The organism is Microvirga aerophila, from assembly GCF_003332305.1.
GTDB classification, from domain to species: domain Bacteria; phylum Pseudomonadota; class Alphaproteobacteria; order Rhizobiales; family Beijerinckiaceae; genus Microvirga; species Microvirga aerophila.
The window spans coordinates 34,654-53,302 of record NZ_QOIO01000023.1 but is presented as its reverse complement, the minus strand read 5'-3'; the positions used below and the strand labels follow the sequence as shown (position 1 = coordinate 53,302).

Genomic DNA, 18,649 nt, shown 5'->3' with positions numbered 1-18,649 from the left:
GGCTGGATTCCTATTCATCTACAGCAGCGCGCCCGCCATGGCGGATATCATCGTCGATCAGGCCATGATCACCGGAGGCGAACTGCGGGTCGTAGGCCGCTTGAGCAGGCCGCGCCAAGTGCCCGTGACTCTCGACGAACGGCACCAGACAAGAACAGACTCCAGTGGCCGCTTCACCTTCCGGCTGGCCTACCATCCGGCCACCTGCGTGGTAAATCTTCAGGCCGAGGACGAACAGCGGCAGGCGGTCGTGGGCTTCTGCGGCCAGCGAGGTCCGGGGGCACCAGCCGAACCGGCAGTCGCGGTCGCGAACCCGCCGCCCGGAGAGCCCGGACCCGTTGGTCCGCCAGGACCTCCAGGGCCTCAGGGCGAGCCGGGACGCGATGGCGCGCCCGGACCACAAGGTGCCGCCGGCCCGGAAGGGCCTGCGGGCCCTCAAGGTCCCCAGGGCGTTCCCGGCCCTCAAGGCCCCCAAGGCCCGCAGGGTCTCGTGGGGCCTGCCGGACCCCCGGGTGAGCCGGGTCGGGATGGCGCTCAGGGGCTCGCCGGACCGGAGGGGCCATCTGGACCACCCGGGCCTCCAGGGCCGCCTGGACCTCCCGGCGCAGCGACTCAATCCGCTGAGAGCCAACCTGGTCTGCCCGGTCCGCCTGGCCCGACAGGTCCTGAAGGTCCCGCAGGGCCGCCCGGTCCGCAAGGTCCGCAGGGGCTCGCCGGTCATCAGGGTCCCCAAGGCCCACAAGGGACGCCCGGTCCGCGGGGCGAGCCCGGCGCCGTCGGCCCGTCTGGCCCTGCCGGCCCAGCCGGACCAGTGGGAGCCGAAGGGCCGACTGGGCCGGCAGGACCTCCGGGCCCTCCCGGACCGCAGGGCATCGCCGGACCCGCCGGAGAGATCGGACCGATTGGGCCTCCAGGTCTTACAGGACAGATCGGGCCTGCCGGATTGACCGGTCCTGTCGGCCCGCCCGGCCCGATGGGTCCTGAAGGAAAGCCCGGAATTGCCGGAACGCTTCTTCGAGTCTTTGTTCAGGAATGCACCTCTCAAGGTCGGTGCATGGCCCGGTGTGACGCAGACGAATATCCAGTCAACGGCACCTGCAATCGCGGCGATCGCCTCGATATGGATGAAGTCGGCGTGTACTGCTTCTCCACCAACGAAACCCCCAAGGTCATGATGGCCAGGGCGATCTGCGCAAAGAAATAGGCGGGTTTACACCGCCAAACGAGGAAGAGCCCAACCGCCTGGTTGGGCTCTTCTTCATGCTCCAGGCTGGTCGTCCTATTGGGGCTGCGGTTTACGATAGACCTGATGGCAGCCGCCGCAGTTCTGGCCGATCACCTGAAGTTCGGCCTGTAGCGTTGCCGGGTTCGTGACCCGCGACTGCGCCGCTCTGGCGTCCTGCGAGAGCTTCATGGCCCGTGCGTCGAAATCCGTTTTCTGTTGCCAGATCACCGGCAGGGCGTTGGTTTCGCCGGTCTGCGAGTTTGGCGGAAACAGGGGTGGGGTCTGGGCGCCGTTCTGCTCGAGCCGCTGCAAGGCCGTTCGAACGACGGCGGCGTCGAAGGCTGCCTGCCCTCTGGCGATGCCGGTCAATGTGCGCAGCTGTTCCTGATTGTTCTTCATCAAGGCCTGGCGCTGCCGGATCGGATCAGTTTGCTGAGCCACGACCGCAGTACCAGCCATGAGTGCGACGCCTACGAGAGCAACTATTGTCTTTCGCATGGGGCTCGTTCCTCCTCGAGAGGACCAGCATGCTCCCATTGCCGTGCTAGGACCATAGTCAGGAGCTGTGCTCAGAGGGGGTATGTCCTGGTAATTCCAGCGAATATTCTATCCAGCTAGGCCATTTTCGCCGATACTGGAATAAGGTGGAGGTCCGCGCGATGCAGAAGCGGATCAAAGGCCTTCTGGTCGTCTCGGCAATGATGCTCGGCATTGCCGGTGCTGCCTTCGCGAGCCCCTTCGACAGGACTCCCGACACCTATGCCGCGGCGCTCAACGAGGTTTTCCGGCGGACGGGATCCGATCTTCGGCTGGAGCTCGACTTGTGCAGCACCGCGCAACAGGCGACATGCCGGTTTTCGAGTCAGCGCCTCGCAGTCATCGTGGAGGCAACCGAGGACAGGTCCGGCATCGGCAGGATCGTCATCGCAGCCGACCTGCTTCGGGACCATCCGGCGACCTTGCCCCACATTCCGGTCATCGATGCGCTCATCACGTTGACGGCCACAATGGTCGTTTTCGATCCGGACCTTCCGGACGACCGGCGTGACGGACTAGTGGCGACCCTGGCGGAGTCGGTGCATAGCATAGGGCAGGGAGCAGGCAGCGGAGTCGCCGCGGACTACGTCATCGCCCTGGAGCAAAAGTCCACGGCGCTGCTCGTGATCACCATGCGGCCGAAACCGAAGTCCTGACGGCTGGGTCTCGAGCCTTTTGCAGAGGATCGATCTTGGCTTCCTGCACGGGAGGAAGCTGCGGGATGGGAAGCGGCTTCACGGCCGGTCCGCTGAAATGGGCGACGCTCAGTTCCTGCTTGAATTGGGACGAGAAGCCAATATCGGCGACAACGATCCGGGGATCGAACAGGGCCCGCACGGCCCCTTTCACGTCATGCCCCAGAACAGGCTCCGGCGCAGGAGTGGAGACGACCGGGGCGGTGGTGGTAGGCAGGGACGCTACGACCGCCATGGCCGGTGCTTCCGGGGCCGCCGCATCCCTTGGGCGTCGCGGAGGAAGAGGCGCGGATGCGATGGCCGCCTCCATGGCGTCAGGCGATGCTGAGGCAACCTGGATTGGTGCGGCCTCCGCCGGACGCTCCGCCTGTGCGGGTGGGGTCGGATCCCTGCGTCCGAACAGGGCGGTCAGGATGTTCCCCACAGAGCCACCACCGGCCGAGGCGTATGTGGCGAGGTTTGCGTTGCGCGAAAGGATTTCAGCCTTGGCCACCTCATAGCCGGGCAGGGGCTTGCCGCTCGGGGGAAGGTGAAGGGTCTTCCCATCCGGGAAAAGGCGCACGAGTTGGTCCTCCGACATGCGCGGCCAGGCACGAACGCTGCCGGTGTCGATGTGCACGAATTGCGAGGAGGAGTAGTAGCCGACGCCGCCATACTGCATCTTCATGGCGACCGCCCGCAGGCGCGCCGTGTCCACATCGGGCAGACGGACGTCCATGGCCTTGCCGAGCATGTGCTGGCTGTGTTCGGAGACGCCGCTGGACCGGCGTCGCAATGCGCCATTGGTTTCCGGCGAGCGGTAGGCGGAGACGATGTGGATCGGACCCGTGGAACCGGCCTCGCGCTGGACCTCCCAGAGGATGTCGAAGAGACGCGGATCCATCTTGGTCGATTTTTCCACCCGCCAGTCGCGCAGGATCCAGTTCAGCTGTTCAAGGCCGCGTTCGTCATACTGGCCATTCCGGCGGAACGTGATCGTGGCGCTTTCTCGCGTGTGCGTGTGGAAGATGGTCAGGCTGCGGTCGCCGTTGGCGGCGGCATCCTGAGTTCCGGCTGTCGCAGCCAGAAGAGCCGCGCCCGCCACACTCGAGCATGAAACAAAACGGAAGAGTCGCTCCCCCGCACTCCGGCGACGGTCGATCGACGCAGATTCCACAGTGCGTCCCCTTTGAGCTTGGACGTATCGTAACGAGGTCGTCACGATATCCCTTCGTCCGCTCCCTTTGTCAGAGGGTTTTCTGGGGACAAACCATGGCAAAATTGGAGCAAGCCGCATTCTCAGGCGGAGAGAAGAACCAAAAAGTGGCTTGATCGCAGCGGACATGACAAGCAGTCTGCCGCCGAGGCTTTAACCGAGCGTTAGCGACGACCGTAATTTTTGGTCGTCGCGAAACCTTTTTTGCTTGACGGCTCAGAGCCGGCTGGTGGTCGTCCGCCGTGACCGGTTGGATGGGCCCGACAGCACCACGACTCTCGTTCCCACCGGTGTCCGCTCATAGAGGTCCATTGCGTCCTGATTGATCATGCGGATGCAACCTGACGACACGCTCGTGCCAATCGTCCAAGGTTCGAAGGTGCCGTGGATGCGGTACAAAGTATCCTTCTTCCCCTGCCAGAGATAAAGCGCGCGTGCCCCTAAGGGATTTCCGGGGCCGCCCGGCATGCCGGTCCCTCCCGGCAGTTCTGCCATCTGCTCCATGAGCTCCGGCTGCCTCTGGAACATCTCCTTCGGCGGATACCAGTCCGGCCATTCCTGCTTGTTCTCGATGGTCGCGGACCCGGACCAGCTGAATCCCTGGCGTCCGACCCCGACGCCATAGCGCATAGCCGTTCCGCCATCCTGCACATGGTAGAGATAGCGGGCGCGCGGATCGACCACGATGGTTCCCGGCGGCTCCGCCGTCTCATAGGGAACTTCCCTGCGCAGGTAGGCGGGGTTGATCCGAGAAAGGTCGACGCCCGGGATCGGATAGATGTCGCTGGTCACCGGGCCGTAGATCGCGTCATAGCCCGATCGAGCCCTGAGCGGTTGGGCGAAACTCCGGGTGCCGAGAAGTCCGGAAGCGGCTGCGGCTCCAAACACGAAGGCGCGGCGGTCGAGATCCATGATTCTTTTCCTCCAGATACGCTAAGGAGACCTGAGAGGACATCTAGGCGGCAGAGAGCGAACGACCAGACTGCTCAGTTAAGTCGTGCCGGTGCGAGCGAAGCGATGCGACGATGGTCCGCCTCCCAACCGTCAATAAAACGTGACGGAACATAGTTGCTAACCCATAAGGGGAGGCCGCCAAATTACCGTATTTCGGTTACACCTCTGGGGCCATTCCAGACGCATCCCAAATCCTGCTTTGCCCTATGAGAAACTCCGTCCGCGCCAAGGACGAGGATGAGAATCCTCGTGACGATCCCTTGCAGAATGCTCGTGTGCTTCATGCCCAGATCAAGGGGCTGAAGAAGCTTCTGGAGCTCCAGCAATGGCAGATCGAGACGCTCACCGACAGGCTTTATACTCAGCAGCCGGGAGGAGTGGCCGCGCGGCGGCTGCTGGCCCTCAAGAGGATCGAGACGAAGCGCTGACAGTGGCGGGTCAGACGCCTGCGTTCACGCTCGCGATTTCGGTCGCGACTTGGCGATGCAGATCGCCGGCTTCCGCACCCGTGCGGCGCAGCCGATGCCGCAGGCGGAAGCGGTCGGCGCGGTAATAGGCCCGCGAGCACTCAAGCGCATCGCCGTTGTCGGAATAGATGATGCGTTCGACAAGAATGAGCGGATGTCCGACAGGCACGCTCAACATATCGGCGCGAAACTCGTCAGCCACGATGAACTCGATAACCTCGTCCGCTTCGATCGCTTCGATGTCGTAGAGCTTTTCGATGAGCGCGTAGACAGGCTGCGAGAGTTCGGCCTGGGGTAACCTCGGGGCGATGCGCACGGGCACGAAGGTCGTGCGGAAGGCCACTGGCTCCCCATCGGCCGACAGCACCTTGCGGATCTTGTGCACGTTCTCCGCCGAGCGCAATCCAAGCTTCGCCGTAATCCAGTCAGGCGCGGGAACGGTCTCGGCGCTGTAGACACGGATATGATCGGGATCGGCCGCGTCGAAACCCGATAAGAGGAAGTGCTCCGGATCGGTGAGCGGCTCGGCCAGGCGGGGCGCCAGAACGAACGTGCCACGACCCTGCTGCTTCTGAAGAAAGCCTTCATCGACCAGAGCCGATATGGCTTGCCGGACCGTGATGCGCGAGAGATCATAATGATCGCAGAGTTCGGTCTCCGAGGGAATCTTGTCGCCGGGCTGCAGATCGAACGACACGTAATCCCGCAAGGCATGTTTCAACTGTAGCCACAGCGGCGTGCTGCCTGTTCCCCGTAGAGGATGAAGACTCGGGCCTGGGTTCGTCATCAAAAGCGCCTTTTCTGCAGGCCGGGGCCGGCATCAACTCATCTTGAGATGTCTTTTTATCGAGCTTGACACGGAAGGAAAGCAAGACCTAGTCTCAAAACGTCTTAGGACGTCATAATAAGCCAGGATACGGAGGAAGCCAACCATGCATACCACTGGAAGTATCTCGTCCCGATGCAATCGCCGTCTCATGATGATGGGAGCTGCCGTGACGACGGCGGCATTGATGCTGGGCGTCCAACCTGGCTTTGCCCAGGGCAAGGCTCCGACCGGCCCCATTGAGATCACCTCCGGCACCAGCCCTGGCGGTACTCCTGACGTTCTCATGCGCCGCGCCGCAAAGATCCTCAACGACGAGAAGATCATCACGAACCCGCTCGTGGTGCAGAACCGCACCGGCGGCTCATGGATGGTGGCGGCCAACTGGGTTCTCAACAAGAAGGGCGATGCAAACACCGTCCTGACGGTCGCCCAGCCGATCCTTACCACGCCGATCACCACCGGTCAGCCGACGCTCTACGACAAGCTCACGCCGATCAGCATGTTCATCCAGGGCGATCTCCTGATCGCCGTGCAGCCGAATTCTCCGGCGAAGGACTTCAAGGGCTTCATCGACTTGGCCAAGCAGCGCGAGCGCGGCATCAAGGTGGCCGGCGCCCAGGCCGGCTCGACCGATCACATGGTGACGGGACTGATCGAGAAGGCCAGCGGCGCAAAACTCAACTACGTGCCGTTCGACGGCGGCGGCGCAGCCGCGACGGCGTTCCTCGGCGGCAACGTCGACATGATCGTGCTGCCCCCGAGCGAAGCCCTTCCGCTCATCAAGAGCAACAAGGCCAAGGTTCTGGCTGTCTTGAGCGAGAAGCGCCGCACCGAGCCGGAGTTCAAGGACATCCCGACCGCCAAAGAGCAGGGCTACGACATTCTCTGGGGTCAGTCCTGGGGCCTTGCCGGACCGCCGGACATGGATCCTGCGCTCGTAAAGTTCTGGGACGATGCGATCCAGAAGCTCGTCGCCACCGATGCCTGGAAGGCGATGGTCAAGGAGATGTTCCTGCGCAGCGAGGTGGTGCCGGCCAGCCAGGCTAAGGCGCATTTCGTCGAGCTGCACAACCAGCACCTTGCCGTTCTCAAAGACCTCGGACTTGCCAAGTAGGTCATTGGAACCGTCATGAAGACTGCGGATATCGTCAGCGCGGTAGTCATGCTCGTCCTGTCGGGGGTGGTCTTCGCGACCACCCGCGACTTGCCATACTGGGCGGATTTCGCACCCGGATCGGCCTTTGCGCCATTCTGGGTCGCCGCGACGGGCGCTGTCCTTTCCATCGCTCTCTTTGTCGGCGCCCTGCGCCGGCAAACCAATCCGCCCGTCGACTGGCCAGATCGCACAGGCCTGCAGCGGGTGATCCTCACTGCTGCAGGCCTGTGGGCGGTCATCGTCCTTGCGCCCATCATCGGGCTGATGGCGACCGCTCTTCTGTTCATGTTGTTCTTGCTCATTTTCGTTGAGCGCCGCCGCCTCGTGCCCAGCCTGTTCACAACCGCTCTCACGATGGCGCTCGTGTATGGCGTGTTCTCTGCCTGGCTCGGGATTGCTTTTCCCAAGGGCGTGCTCGGCATCTGACGCTCTCCAAGGATCAAGTTCATGATCGATTCTTTAGTCTCTCTCGGGCAAGGGTTCGCGATCGCCCTAACGCCGATGAACCTCCTGTTCATCTTCGTCGGCGTGTGCCTGGGCCAGCTGATCGGCGCCCTGCCGGGTCTTGGCCCATCGGCCGGCATGGCCCTTCTCCTGCCAATCACCTTCGGCATTCCTCCTGCGACCGCCATCATGATGCTGGCCGGCATCATGTATGGCGGCATGTATGGCGGCACCCTTACCTCTGTTCTCGTCAACGTGCCGGGTGAGGCCGCAAGCGTTATGACCGCTGTGGACGGCCACAGGCTCGCCAAGCAGGGCAGGGCGGGGGCGGCGCTCAGCGTCTCAGCAATCGGATCGTTCCTTGCCGGCGTCGGCGCGGTCATCGCATTGGTGTTCGTCACGCCGCCGCTGGCGGAATTCGCGCTCAGCTTCTCGTCGCCGGAATACTTCCTGCTTGCCACCCTCGGCATCACGGCGACCGCGAGCATCGGATCGGGTTCGCCCATCAAGGCGATCCTGATGGCCGTGTTCGGCCTCATGATCGCGCTCGTCGGCACGGACCCGATCCTCGGCAGCGCACGACTCACCTTCGGGAGCACCGAGCTTCTCGACGGCATCGACTTCCTGCCGGTTGCCATCGGCATCTTCGGCATCGCCGAGGTCCTGGCCTCGCTCGAGCAGAGTTACGATTCCGAACCGATCAAGACCCGGCTCAAGGACATGTGGCTCAGCGGCAAGGACTGGGCCGAGTGCCGCATCGCCATCCTACGCGGCGGAGTCCTGGGCTTTTTGATCGGGCTCATGCCCGGGGCAGGGCCCACGGTTGCGGCGATCCTGGCTTATGTGACGGAAAAGCGGTTCAGCCGCCATCCCGAGCGTTTCGGCAATGGCGCGCTCGACGGCGTGGCCGCGGCTGAATCCGCCAACAACTCCGCGGCTCACGGCGCGCTCATTCCGATGCTCGCGCTCGGCATCCCGGGATCGGCCTCCACGGCGGTGCTGCTCGCGGCGCTGGTTCTGCAGGGCATTCGCCCCGGCCCCACGCTCCTCGTTGAGCAGGCCGATCTCGTATGGGGCCTGATCGCCAGCATGTTCATCGGCAACGTCATCCTGCTGGTGCTTAATCTCCCGCTGGCGCCTCTGTTCGCGGCGCTTCTGAGGATTCCCTACGAGTATCTGGCGCCGGGCATCCTGGTGATCTCGCTCGTGGGCGCCTACGCGACGACGCTCAGCCTGTTCAGCGTAGGCCTTACACTCTTCTTCGGCATGGTCGGCTATCTCATGATGAAGGCCGACCTTCCCAGAGCGCCGGTCGTGCTCGCCGTGGTTTTGGCGAGTTTGATGGAGAGTTCCCTGAGGCAGTCGCTGATGCTCTCGGAGGGCAGCCTTTCGATCTTCGTGCAGCGCCCGCTCTCGGCCATCCTTCTTCTCCTCGTCATCGCCTCCCTGCTTCTTCCTCTGATGAGCATGTTCACGCGTCACCGGGCCAGGCGCCGGAGCCGCAATGAGCAGCAAATCTCCATCGCAACCAAATAGGACCTGATATGACCACCGTTCGAACCATCGACGTTCACGCACATATCCTCACCGAGGAAACGATGCGCCGCATGCGCGCGGAAGCGCCCGACATCGGTCCGACATTGAGCGAGGTCGATCAGGAGGGCGGCGTGCTGACCGTGGGCAGCATCGTCCAGCGGCCTTTCCCGCGAGGCGCATGGGACCTGGAGCTCAGGCTTCGCGACATGGACGCGGCGGAAGTCGACGTGCAGGTGCTGTCGGTCTGCCCGCAGACCTTCCTGTATGATCGCGATCCCGCGCTGACCGCCACGCTCTCGGCGATCCAGAATGAGGAAATCGCAAAAGTCGTCAGCCAACATCCCGACCGGTTCCTCGGCATCGCCACGCTGCCGATGCAGGACCCGGAGCGCGCCGTTGCGGAGCTTCGCCGCTCGATGACGGAACTCGGACTTCGCGGCGCGCAGATCGGCTCCCACGTGGAGGGGCGCAACCTCGACGACCCGGCGCTCGAACCGCTCTGGGCGGCTGCAGCGGAACTCGGCGCCTTCATTCTGGTCCACCCCCAGAAGACCGCCGCCAATGACCGCCTCAAGTCCTACTATCTCAAGAACCTGATCGGTAACCCGCTCGACACCACCATCGCGGCCGCATCTCTCGTGTTCGGCGGCGTGCTTGAGCGGTACCCGGATCTCAAGTTCTGCTTCGCCCATGGCGGCGGCTTCATGCCCTACCAGACCGGCCGCATGAACCACGGCTACGACGTGCGGCCTGAGGGCAAGGTGAACCTGAAGGAAGCGCCGGAAGCATCGATCCGCCGGCTCTATTTCGATTGCATCCTGCATTTCGAGCCCGCCCTGCGCTATCTGGTCGAAACGTTCGGGGCCGATCATGTGCTGCTTGGAAGCGATTATCCGTTCGACATGGGCCTGCTGGACTGCGTCAAGCAGGTGCGTGCCCTCAAGGCATCCATCGAGGACAGAAACCTGATCCTCGGAACGGCCGCCGCCGGCCTTCTGGGTGATGTGCAGTCTCCTGCCAAGCGGGCCGCACAGGCCGGCTGATCGGCGCGATGCCTGCGCCTCGGCAGGAGCAGGAAGCCGACCGGGAGCATCAGCACGGGGGAGCTCCCGACCAACACCGGTATCGGTGGGTTATTCTTGCCGTGGGAGTCGTTGCTCAAGCGGCGCTCGCCGCCCTTCAGCACGGGCTCCCGGCCCTCGGACCCGTGCTGCGCTCTCATTTCGACCTGAGCCTTCCCGAGGTAGGGCTGGTTCTCGCCTCCGCCAATTGGGGGATCATGAGCACCCTCCTGATCTGGGGCATGCTCGCGGACCGGTATGGCGAGCGCTTGATCATCGCCATCGGCCTCGGCGGCTCCGCCGTTGCGGTGCTGATCGCGTCACGAGCGGATGGACTTGGCGCACTCGTCGCTTGGCTTGCCCTTGCGGGAGCCCTCGGCTCCGCGTCTTCGGCGGCGTCGGGACGCGCGGTCATGCATTGGTTCTCACGTTCGGAGCGTGGTTTCGCCCTTGGCATTCGCCAGATGTCGATTCCGCTCGGAAGCGCTATCGCGGCCCTCGTTCTACCCCTGACTGCTGCGGCTGCGGGGCTTGGTGCGGCTTTTACGGTCATCGCCGGCGCGGCTGCGCTCGGAGCCGTCTGCGCGGCCATTTGGCTGGCGTCTCCCCGCGTCGCTCGCGAAGACTCGGGCCACACCGATCTGCCGTCGCCCGTGCGTGATCCGGCGCTCTGGCGTTTAGCGTTTTGCGCGGGGCTCCTCGTGTGCAGTCAGGTGGCCATGAACGGTTTCATGGTGATCTTCCTGACCGAACATCGGGGCCTTCCCGTCACCCTTGCGGCCCTCGTCCTTGCGTTCATCAATATCGGTGGAGGCACGATGCGCGTTTTGGCAGGGCGCTGGTCGGATCGCTCCGGGAGGCGCGTGCCGCCGATCCGCAGACAGGCGCTCTGGCTGTCCTTGGCGCTCATGGGGTCAGCGCTTGTCGTCGATGCGCCGCTTCCATTGCTGATCGCCGCGCTTTTGATCGCAGGGGTGCTGGGCCTGGCTTGGAACGGCCTAGCCTTTACGGCTGCGGCCGAAATGGCCGGTCATGCCCGGGCCGGAATGGCAATCGGCCTGCAAGGCACTATCATTCGGGTCGTCAGTGCCGGGGCCGGTGTGGTGTTCGGGCTCGCCGTGGAGCAAAGCGGCTCGTGGAGTGTGGCTTTTTTCCTGTTGGCAATTTTGCCGCTGGCAAGCTTCGCACTGCTGACGCCACTCACCAAGGAGGAGGAGCGTCGGCTCCTCCCTTCCGCGGCCAGAGCCGCAACTCAGTCCCAATCTTAGACGGCAGCTTACCAGTCGAGGGACGGGTACTGGCGGCGGTAATGCTCGCGCATTTCCTTGCCCTCCGCGATCGCTTCCGAGACGATCCGTAGGATCCGACGAAGGGCCAAGATTCCAGCGAAGACATTGGGAGTCGAACGAAGAATGGCGACAGCGGTAGACACGGGAATGCTCCAGAAGACACAACAGAGTTTCGTTGCGCCCCTTTTACTTTGTGCGCCGCAGCGCACAATCTCCCGCATTGCAGCACAGCTATGCAGTATCGGCAAAGGTCATTATAACGAGTTAAATTGCTGTAAAGACTGACAGATCAATCGAGTGTCGAGCCCCAAAGGGTGTTGAGCCGTTTCGTCTCCTGCTCAAGAGCCTCCAGAAAGGTTTCCGCCGCGAGCGACAGCGGCCTACGGGCTGGTTCGATAAGCACGAGATCGGTCTTGAGGGACGGCTGAGCCAGAGGATTGATGACATAGTGCCGACTCTCGATATCGCTGGCCATCATCACGCCGGGCAGGATTGTCACCCAGTCCGAATGGGACACGAGATCGAGGGTCCCTAGCATGGCGTCGAGCTCTAGCACGCGCCCGACATGAACGCCGTTCGATGAGAAATAGGTTTCGAGATTGCGCCGCCGGGTATTCTGACCTCCCGGAACGACGAATTTGAGCGGACCAAGATCGGCCAGGCGAACGGGCGCCATGTGCTGGAGGTTTAGCCGCCCATCCGAGACTAGCACCTCCGGCGTTCGCGCCAAAAGGCGGCTTTTCAACCCGACAGCGTCGTCGAAGGCGGGAACCACCGCGAAATCGAGCTCCCCTGCGCGCACCTGCTGGGTCAGGAGCGCCGAATAGGCCTCGACGATGCGCACCATGACATTGGGATGGGCATCCATGAATTTCGCGAGCGCGGGCGCCATGGCACAGCGTGTCATGGTGGGCATCAACCCAACGGTGATCTCGCCCTCGAGCCCGCTGCTGAATCCCATCAGCGCCCGGGTCGCCGCTTCGTTGCTGCGCAGGACGTCGATGCAGTGTCGGTAGTAGCTGTCACCGGCCGGCGTCGGAATGACGGCTCCGCTTCCCCGCCCGAAGAGCTTCACGCCGAAGCGGTTCTCGATCTTGCGGATATGCTGGGATACGCCGGATTGCGTGGCGTTTTCACGGGTGGCCGCAGCCGTAAATGACCGTTCCTCGTAAACGGCCACAAACAGTCGGATGTCGCGCAGGCTTTCCAGCATAGAGTTATCATAAAACATAATGGACGCGAGCAGATCATATCATTTTATGCGCTGAGGCGTCGAGGGTATCTTCCGGTCAATCACATCCTCCCATCGTGCGGCCATGGGCTGCGAAAGACAGGATGACCCCATCAGATGAATCAGCCGCGCATGAGTTTCAAAACGGTCGAAGACCCGATGCATCTCCGCCAAGCCCTCGGCCGCTACGCGACCGGCGTGACGGTGGTCACGACCCGCGGGCCGGACGGCAAGCTCGAAGGATTGACGGCCAACTCCTTCTCGTCCGTTTCCCTTGATCCGCCACTGGTCTTGTGGAGCCTGCAGAAGCGCGCTCCTTCTCTCGAGAGCTTCCGCTCGTCGGGATCCTTTGCGGTCAATGTTCTGGGAACGCACCAGCATTCCCATTGCAAGCATTTTGCGACCCCTGCCCAGGACAAGTTCGCCGATATTGCGCATGAGATCGGCTTCGGCGGTTGCCCGCTTCTGACCGATAGCCTCGCGACGTTCGAGTGCTCCACGCACAGCGTTGTTGAGGGTGGCGATCATTTGATCTTCATTGGCCGCGTCGAAAGAGCCGTCTATGCCGACGGCGAGCCACTGATTTTCAGCGCCGGCTCCTTCTGTGTGCCGGCTCTTTTCCCGAAACCTGAATCTGTCCGCGAAGCGTCGACAATAGTTCAGCCCGCCGCCATCCAAAGAGAGTGCTGCTCATGAAGCTTGGCTTCTTCACCATGCCGATCCATCCGGTCGGCCGCAATCTCACTGAGACGCTCAAGGAAGATCGTGAGCTTGCTCTCATTGCCGACCGCCTCGGCTTCACCGAGGGCTATTTCGGCGAGCATGTGACGGATGCGGCGGAGACTATCACGAATTCCCTGCTCTTCGTGGCCTGGCTGCTCAACGAGACGAAGAACATCAAGCTCGGAACCGGCACGATCAATCTGCCAAGCCATCATCCTGCCATGGTGGCCGGTGAGGTCGCAATGATCGACCATATGGCCGAAGGCCGCTTCATCATGGGCATCAGCCCGGGCGGATTGCTGTCCGACGCGGAGGTCTTCGGCAATCTCGACAAGGATCGCACGGCCATGTTCGTGGAGGCGATCGATCATATCCTGAACATCTGGGCGGGTGAGCCTCCGTACAATCTCAAAGGCCAGTTCTGGAACATCACCACGGAGCGGACCCATATCCCGGAACTCGGCCAGGGGTATATCCATAAGCCGTACCAGAATCCGCATCCGCCCATCGTGGTGACTGCAGTCGCGCCATTCTCGAAGGGCGTTTCCGAGGCGGCCGCTCGGGGTTGGGATCCGATTTCCGCGAACTTCCTCCTGCCGAAATGGGTCAAGACCCATTGGCCGAAATATGTCGAGGGCTGCGAAAAGGGCGGACGCCGGGCCGATCCGGCAAACTGGCGCGTCGCAAAGAGCATCTTCGTCGCCGAAGACATGGATACGGCACGCCGTTACGCGACGGAGCCGGACAGCCCCTACTACTTCTACTATCGTTCTCTCGCCACGAAGCTGATCAAGAACGGCCGGGCGAACCTTTTCAAGAGCGACCAGAATGCACCGGATTCCTCCGTCACGGTGGAAAGCGTCGTGGACCAGCTTGTGATCTGGGGTACGCCCGAGAAGGTGACGGACGATCTGCTGGCCTTCCGTGAGGAAGTCGGCGATTTCGGAACGCTTCTCTATGCCGGGCACGACTGGGCCGATCGCGGCCTTGCGATCCGGTCGATGGAGCTAATGGCCGAGAAGGTTATGCCTGCCGTCGACAGCGCAACCGTGACCGCAACCGAGGCGGCATGAGCTCGATGTCGCAGGAATTGACGATCGCCGCTAACGGAACCGAGTTCCGGGTTCTCATCGACGGGCCCGAGGACAAGCCTTGGCTGACGTGCCTGCACTCGCTCGCTACCCGGGCGGAGCTCTGGGACGATCAGGTCGAGGAGTTGACGAAAAGCTTCCGGGTCCTGCGCATCGACGCGCGCGGGCACGGCGGGTCTGCTCCCGTGCAGGGGCCCTACAGCTTCGATCAGCTTGCAAAGGACGTGGTGGCGATCTGGGATCATCTTGGCATCGAGAAGTCGGCCGTTCTGGGCCTGTCCATGGGCGGCATGACCGCCTTCGGACTGGCCCTCGACCATGGCTCCCGGGTGACCCGGATCGTTGCGGCCGACTGCCGATCCGATGCGCCTGACTTCTTCCGCAACATGTGGGCGGATCGCCAGAAAGTCCTGGAGGAAAAAGGCATAGAAGCCATCGCCGAAGTCACGATTCCCACATGGCTTACGGAAGAGACGCGAAACCAGCATCCCGACAAGGTCGAAAGGGTGCGCCGCATGATCCTCGACACATCCCGCGAGGGCTATGTTGGCGCGACTGAAGCCTTGCGCGGGCTGAACTACAAAAGCCGCCTGAGCGAGATCAAGTGTCCCGCCTGTCTGGTCGTGGGGTCGGCCGATGGAGTCCATCCGGCAGAGATGCGCTCGATGGCCGACCAGATCCCGGGGGTTAAATTCGCGGAGATCCCAGCGGCGGCGCACCTTGCCAACCTTGAGAACCCTAAAGCCTTCAACGAAGCGGTCTGCGCATTCCTCGCGGGGTGAGCGTCAGACAGGAAGCAGGAGGAAACGATGGTTCGGGCAGCGATTGCCGGTTTGGGATGGTGGGGCAAGCATCTGGTCCGTCGCATGCAGGACTCGAGGAAACTCGAGATCGTGACCGCGCTCGAAACCTCGAACGCTCAGGCCGCCTTCGCGGCGGAGCATGGGCTTCGCCTCACGACGGATTGGGATGACGTTTTGAGCGATCCGGGCATCGACGCGGTCATCCTCTGCACGCCTCATTCCATGCACACGCGGCAGGTTCTGGCCGCGGCTGCCGCCGGCAAGCACGTTTTCTGCGAGAAGCCTCTGGCCCTTACGCGCGCGGACGCCGAATGCTCCATCGAAGCCTGCCGGGCGGCGAACGTGCTGCTCGGCATCGGCCATGAACGGCGGTTCGAGCCAGCCGCCATCGAGTTGCGGCGCATGGTGAGGGAAGGGGTGCTGGGCACCATCATGCATGTCGAGGCGAATTTCAGTCACGATAAGCTGGCCGCTGTGCCTGAGGGCGATTGGCGCGCTTCGCCCGTCGATGCGCCTGCCGCCGGCATGACCGCCATGGGCATTCATCTGACGGATCTCTACCTCGATCTGTTCGGTCCCATCACTGAAGTCTACGCCCAGACCGCGCAAAGGGTCTCGAAGCGGCCGAACGGCGACGTAGTGTCGGCGCATTTCCGCTTTGCGTCGGGCGCGACAGGGTATCTCAATGCGATTTTGGTCACGCCGCTTTATATCGGCATGATCGTATTCGGCTCGGATGCCTGGGTGGAGATCCGCAATCACACCCATCCGGACACGCCCGGAATGACGACACTGACCTACCAGCACCGCAACGGCCACCGGGAGATCATCGAGTTCCCCTGGGAAGACGCGGTACGCCGAAACCTCGAAGCCTTTGCGGACACAATCGAGGCTGGCACCGAGTATCCGTTTACCGATGCGCAGAAGATGGGCAACATCGCAGTTCTCGAGGCCATCTGCCAGTCGGCAATCAAGAACATCCTGGTCCGTGTCGAGAACATCGAGATCCGGCCGCGACCGATCGCCGTCTCCGCATGAGAACTGGAAGATCGGTCATACAATGAACAGTGCAAGCCCGGCATTCATGTCCGGGGTTTTCGGCGATCCGCTATCGGCGCTCGTCGGGAAGGAAATTCAGGGAGATAGACGTCAATGAAGCAGGTTGAAGTCGGCGTGATCGGAACCGGCTGGGTCGGGGGGATCCGCGCCGAGACATTGGCGCGCTCGGCTCTCGTGGACAAGCTGCATATCTGCGAGATCCGTCCCGAGCGGCTGGCGGAGGTCAAGGCCCTGACCAATCCGGCGACGGCGACGCTGGATTATCAGGACATCATCAACAACGACAAGATCGAGATCGTCTTCATCTCGACCACACCGGAAAACAGCCACTTCCCCATCGCTCGCGATTGCCTGCGGGCCGGCAAGCACGTGATGCTGGAAAAGCCGATCGCCCTGGAGATCTGGGAGGCGGACGAGCTGATCGCCATTTCGAAGCGCAACAATCTCAAGTTCACGATCGGTTATTCGCAGCGCTTCAACCCCAAGATTGCCTATGCCAAGAAAAAGATCACCGACGGCACCCTGGGCCGTGTGGTGAACGTGATGGTGAGCCGCCATCTGTCGCGCAGCCTGGGCAAGAAGATCGCGTCCAGGGTCAAGCTGTCGCCGGCCGCGATGGAATCCACCCACGACCTCGATTTCGTTTTCTGGCTTCTCGAGCCGGCGAAGCCCGTGCGGGTCTATTCCCAGGGCGCCTATGGCTACATGGAGCACATCAACGGCTCCTATGACTGCATGTGGACCACGGTCACCATGGACAACGGGATGCTGGTCGTGATCGGCGGCGGTTGGAACCTTCCGCCGAGCTATCCGAACTTCTCGTCCACCTGGATCGAGATCACCGGAACCGAGGGGGCGCTCATCCTCGACGACACCCACCGCGACCATTGGCTGAACACCGTCTCGGACGGGACGCGCTTTCCCATGTCGACCATGCCGGGCGAGCAGGTCGACCACGTGTTCGCAGGTCAGATGGGGCCCGAGACGATCCATTTCATCGAATCCATTCTTCTGGACCGGCCCGTCATGGTCGCGCCGGAGCATGCGCGCATGGTGATGGAAACCTATACGGCCGCGGATCTCTCGGCCGAAATCAACGAGCCGGTCGATCTACCGCTTTCGAACAGGTCGATTGCAGCCATTGCGGACCTAAAGGGAGGAAAGAAGCTTGAAAAAGTCAGCTAAAGGAATTGGCCTTGCGATCATCGGGGCAGGGCGCGTCGGCCTGTTCCGGGGTGAAGTTGCGGCCAGGCATCCGGCCGTGGAATGGATCGGTCTCGCCGAGATCAACCCGGACCGGGCGAAGATGGTGGCCGACAAGGTCGGGGCGGATTTCGTCACGTCCGATTACCGGGAGCTCTTGGCCCGCCCTGAGGTGAACGCGGTCATCATCGCGACGGACGAACACCTTCACGTGGACCCGGTGATGGCCTCGGTCGAGCGCGGCTTTCCGATGCTAATCGAGAAGCCGCTAGCCACCGATCTTGCGGCCTCCGCTCAGGTTTTGCGCGCTATCGAAGCCGCAGGCGTGGACGCGGTAGTAGGCTATACCCAGCGCTTCCGCCGGAAATGGCTCTCGGCCAAGGAGAAGGTGCGCAACGGCGCCCTCGGCGACGTGACGATGGTTACCTCGCGGGCCTTCATGAACAGGCTCGTGGCCATCGACAACTACAAGCGCACGGACGATCCGTCGACCATCTCGCCCATGGTGATCTCGGGCACCCACGCGCTCGATATCGTCATGTGGTACATGGAGCAGAAGACGCCGGTGGAGGTCTATGCCCGCTCGGTCGACAAGGTGCTCGGTCCGGAATACGGCGGCATCGATGCAACCGCCGGAATGATCATGTTCTCCGACGGCAGCGTGTACCACCTCAACATCTCGTGGGCTCTGCCGGTCACCTGGCCGGGTGCAGTCTACAGCCTCGAGGTCGGCATCAACGGCACCGATGGGGTGATCACCATCGACGACACGCACCGGGACATCGTGATGGCCGTGTCCGCTCCGCAGGCGGAAGGCTATGCGCCGGACACGAGACGTCTCGTGGACTTCCTCGGCAGCTACCCACCTGGCGACATGGCCCTTGGCGAGCTGCGCGGCCCCATGCGGGAAGAGACGGATTCCTGGCTCAACCGTGTGTCCTTGGGCCTGCCCACACAGGCGGCCACCGCCGCCGAGGCGCACCGGAACCTCATGCTCACCAAGGCGCTCGATCTCTCGGCCAAGCTCAAGAAGCCGGTTCAGCTTCCGCTTGCGCCGGAAGTTGTGGGCGAACTGGCGGCCTGAGCCGCCACGAAACCAAAAAGCCTGCCCGGAGCGATCCGCGGCAGGCTTTTTCTTGTGCGTTACGAAA

General features: G+C 62.7%; 20 protein-coding genes. 14 read left to right on the top strand and 6 right to left on the bottom strand.

Going from position 1 to position 18,649, the window contains the following annotated elements; genetic code table 11:
- Positions 1-338: 338 nt before the first annotated feature.
- On the top strand, positions 339-947 hold the full coding sequence (locus DRB19_RS31130) for a hypothetical protein (protein ID WP_245439503.1): 609 nt from the start codon (positions 339-341) through the stop codon (positions 945-947).
- Positions 948-1,279: 332 nt separating this feature from the next.
- Here DRB19_RS31130 and DRB19_RS14110 read toward each other — a convergent pair whose 3' ends face one another.
- Positions 1,280-1,723 carry a c-type cytochrome gene (locus DRB19_RS14110; RefSeq protein ID WP_162815691.1) on the bottom strand — a complete coding sequence of 148 codons (444 nt, stop codon included), beginning with the start codon at positions 1,721-1,723 and terminating at the stop codon, positions 1,280-1,282.
- 161 nt (positions 1,724-1,884) lie between these two features.
- On the opposite strand from DRB19_RS14110, the gene DRB19_RS14105 reads away from it, so the two are divergent.
- Positions 1,885-2,418 carry a hypothetical protein gene (locus tag DRB19_RS14105; protein ID WP_114186670.1) on the top strand — a complete coding sequence of 178 codons (534 nt, stop codon included), beginning with the start codon at positions 1,885-1,887 and terminating at the stop codon, positions 2,416-2,418.
- On the opposite strand, the gene mepK is transcribed toward DRB19_RS14105, so the two are convergent.
- Both mepK and DRB19_RS14095 read right to left on the bottom strand, forming a co-directional pair.
- The gene (gene mepK / locus DRB19_RS14100; protein WP_373867357.1) at positions 2,390-3,613 is read right to left on the bottom strand and encodes a peptidoglycan L,D-endopeptidase MepK; all 1,224 of its coding nucleotides are present in this window, start codon (positions 3,611-3,613) and stop codon (positions 2,390-2,392) included. The genes DRB19_RS14105 and mepK overlap by 29 nt on opposite strands.
- A 255-nt stretch (positions 3,614-3,868) precedes the next feature.
- Positions 3,869-4,564, bottom strand: coding sequence for a L,D-transpeptidase (locus tag DRB19_RS14095; protein ID WP_114186668.1), 696 nt, complete (start codon positions 4,562-4,564; stop codon positions 3,869-3,871).
- Positions 4,565-4,812: 248 nt separating this feature from the next.
- Between DRB19_RS14095 and DRB19_RS14090 the strand changes: the two genes are divergently transcribed.
- Positions 4,813-5,034, top strand: a complete 222-nt coding sequence (locus tag DRB19_RS14090) for a hypothetical protein (RefSeq protein WP_114186667.1) — start codon at positions 4,813-4,815, stop codon at positions 5,032-5,034.
- Positions 5,035-5,044: 10 nt separating this feature from the next.
- On the opposite strand, the gene DRB19_RS14085 is transcribed toward DRB19_RS14090, so the two are convergent.
- Positions 5,045-5,782 (bottom strand): GntR family transcriptional regulator, encoded by a 738-nt coding sequence (locus DRB19_RS14085; protein WP_162815690.1) that lies wholly within the window; start codon positions 5,780-5,782, stop codon positions 5,045-5,047.
- 223 nt (positions 5,783-6,005) lie between these two features.
- Here DRB19_RS14085 and DRB19_RS14080 point away from each other — a divergent pair, with 223 nt between their 5' ends.
- Genes DRB19_RS14080 through DRB19_RS14060 form a run of 5 tightly spaced genes read left to right on the top strand, consistent with a single transcriptional unit; the run spans position 6,006 to position 11,367 of the window.
- A complete protein-coding gene (locus DRB19_RS14080) occupies positions 6,006-7,016 on the top strand; it encodes a Bug family tripartite tricarboxylate transporter substrate binding protein (protein WP_114186665.1) in 1,011 nt (336 codons plus the stop codon).
- A 15-nt stretch (positions 7,017-7,031) separates the two neighbouring features.
- A complete protein-coding gene (locus tag DRB19_RS14075) occupies positions 7,032-7,484 on the top strand; it encodes a tripartite tricarboxylate transporter TctB family protein (protein ID WP_114186664.1) in 453 nt (150 codons plus the stop codon).
- Positions 7,485-7,505: 21 nt separating this feature from the next.
- On the top strand, positions 7,506-9,038 hold the full coding sequence (locus DRB19_RS14070; protein ID WP_114186663.1) for a tripartite tricarboxylate transporter permease: 1,533 nt from the start codon (positions 7,506-7,508) through the stop codon (positions 9,036-9,038).
- An 8-nt stretch (positions 9,039-9,046) separates the two neighbouring features.
- Positions 9,047-10,081: an amidohydrolase family protein gene (locus DRB19_RS14065; RefSeq protein WP_114186662.1), complete on the top strand. Its 1,035-nt coding sequence runs from the start codon at positions 9,047-9,049 to the stop codon at positions 10,079-10,081.
- 8 nt (positions 10,082-10,089) lie between these two features.
- Positions 10,090-11,367, top strand: coding sequence for an MFS transporter (locus DRB19_RS14060; protein WP_114186661.1), 1,278 nt, complete (start codon positions 10,090-10,092; stop codon positions 11,365-11,367).
- 8 nt (positions 11,368-11,375) lie between these two features.
- On the opposite strand, the gene DRB19_RS29960 is transcribed toward DRB19_RS14060, so the two are convergent.
- Both DRB19_RS29960 and DRB19_RS14055 read right to left on the bottom strand, forming a co-directional pair.
- Complete coding sequence (locus DRB19_RS29960; protein ID WP_162815689.1) at positions 11,376-11,531, bottom strand: hypothetical protein; 156 nt, start codon at positions 11,529-11,531, stop codon at positions 11,376-11,378.
- A 146-nt stretch (positions 11,532-11,677) separates the two neighbouring features.
- On the bottom strand, positions 11,678-12,601 hold the full coding sequence (locus tag DRB19_RS14055) for a LysR family transcriptional regulator (RefSeq protein ID WP_114186660.1): 924 nt from the start codon (positions 12,599-12,601) through the stop codon (positions 11,678-11,680).
- A 150-nt stretch (positions 12,602-12,751) separates the two neighbouring features.
- Here DRB19_RS14055 and DRB19_RS14050 point away from each other — a divergent pair, with 150 nt between their 5' ends.
- The 6 genes from DRB19_RS14050 (at position 12,752) to DRB19_RS14025 (ending at position 18,582) form a co-directional block, all read left to right on the top strand.
- Positions 12,752-13,315 carry a flavin reductase family protein gene (locus tag DRB19_RS14050; RefSeq protein ID WP_245439501.1) on the top strand — a complete coding sequence of 188 codons (564 nt, stop codon included), beginning with the start codon at positions 12,752-12,754 and terminating at the stop codon, positions 13,313-13,315.
- The gene (locus tag DRB19_RS14045) at positions 13,312-14,415 is read left to right on the top strand and encodes an LLM class flavin-dependent oxidoreductase (protein ID WP_114186658.1); all 1,104 of its coding nucleotides are present in this window, start codon (positions 13,312-13,314) and stop codon (positions 14,413-14,415) included. Before DRB19_RS14050 ends, DRB19_RS14045 begins: the two co-directional genes overlap by 4 nt.
- Positions 14,412-15,215: an alpha/beta fold hydrolase gene (locus DRB19_RS14040; RefSeq protein WP_114186657.1), complete on the top strand. Its 804-nt coding sequence runs from the start codon at positions 14,412-14,414 to the stop codon at positions 15,213-15,215. The genes DRB19_RS14045 and DRB19_RS14040 overlap by 4 nt, the downstream gene beginning before the upstream one ends.
- Positions 15,216-15,242: 27 nt before the next feature.
- Positions 15,243-16,274, top strand: a complete 1,032-nt coding sequence (locus tag DRB19_RS14035) for a Gfo/Idh/MocA family protein (RefSeq protein WP_114186656.1) — start codon at positions 15,243-15,245, stop codon at positions 16,272-16,274.
- Positions 16,275-16,388: 114 nt separating this feature from the next.
- Positions 16,389-17,480 (top strand): Gfo/Idh/MocA family protein, encoded by a 1,092-nt coding sequence (locus tag DRB19_RS14030; protein ID WP_114186655.1) that lies wholly within the window; start codon positions 16,389-16,391, stop codon positions 17,478-17,480.
- A complete protein-coding gene (locus DRB19_RS14025; protein ID WP_114186654.1) occupies positions 17,464-18,582 on the top strand; it encodes a Gfo/Idh/MocA family protein in 1,119 nt (372 codons plus the stop codon). The genes DRB19_RS14030 and DRB19_RS14025 overlap by 17 nt, the downstream gene beginning before the upstream one ends.
- Positions 18,583-18,649: the final 67 nt, after the last annotated feature.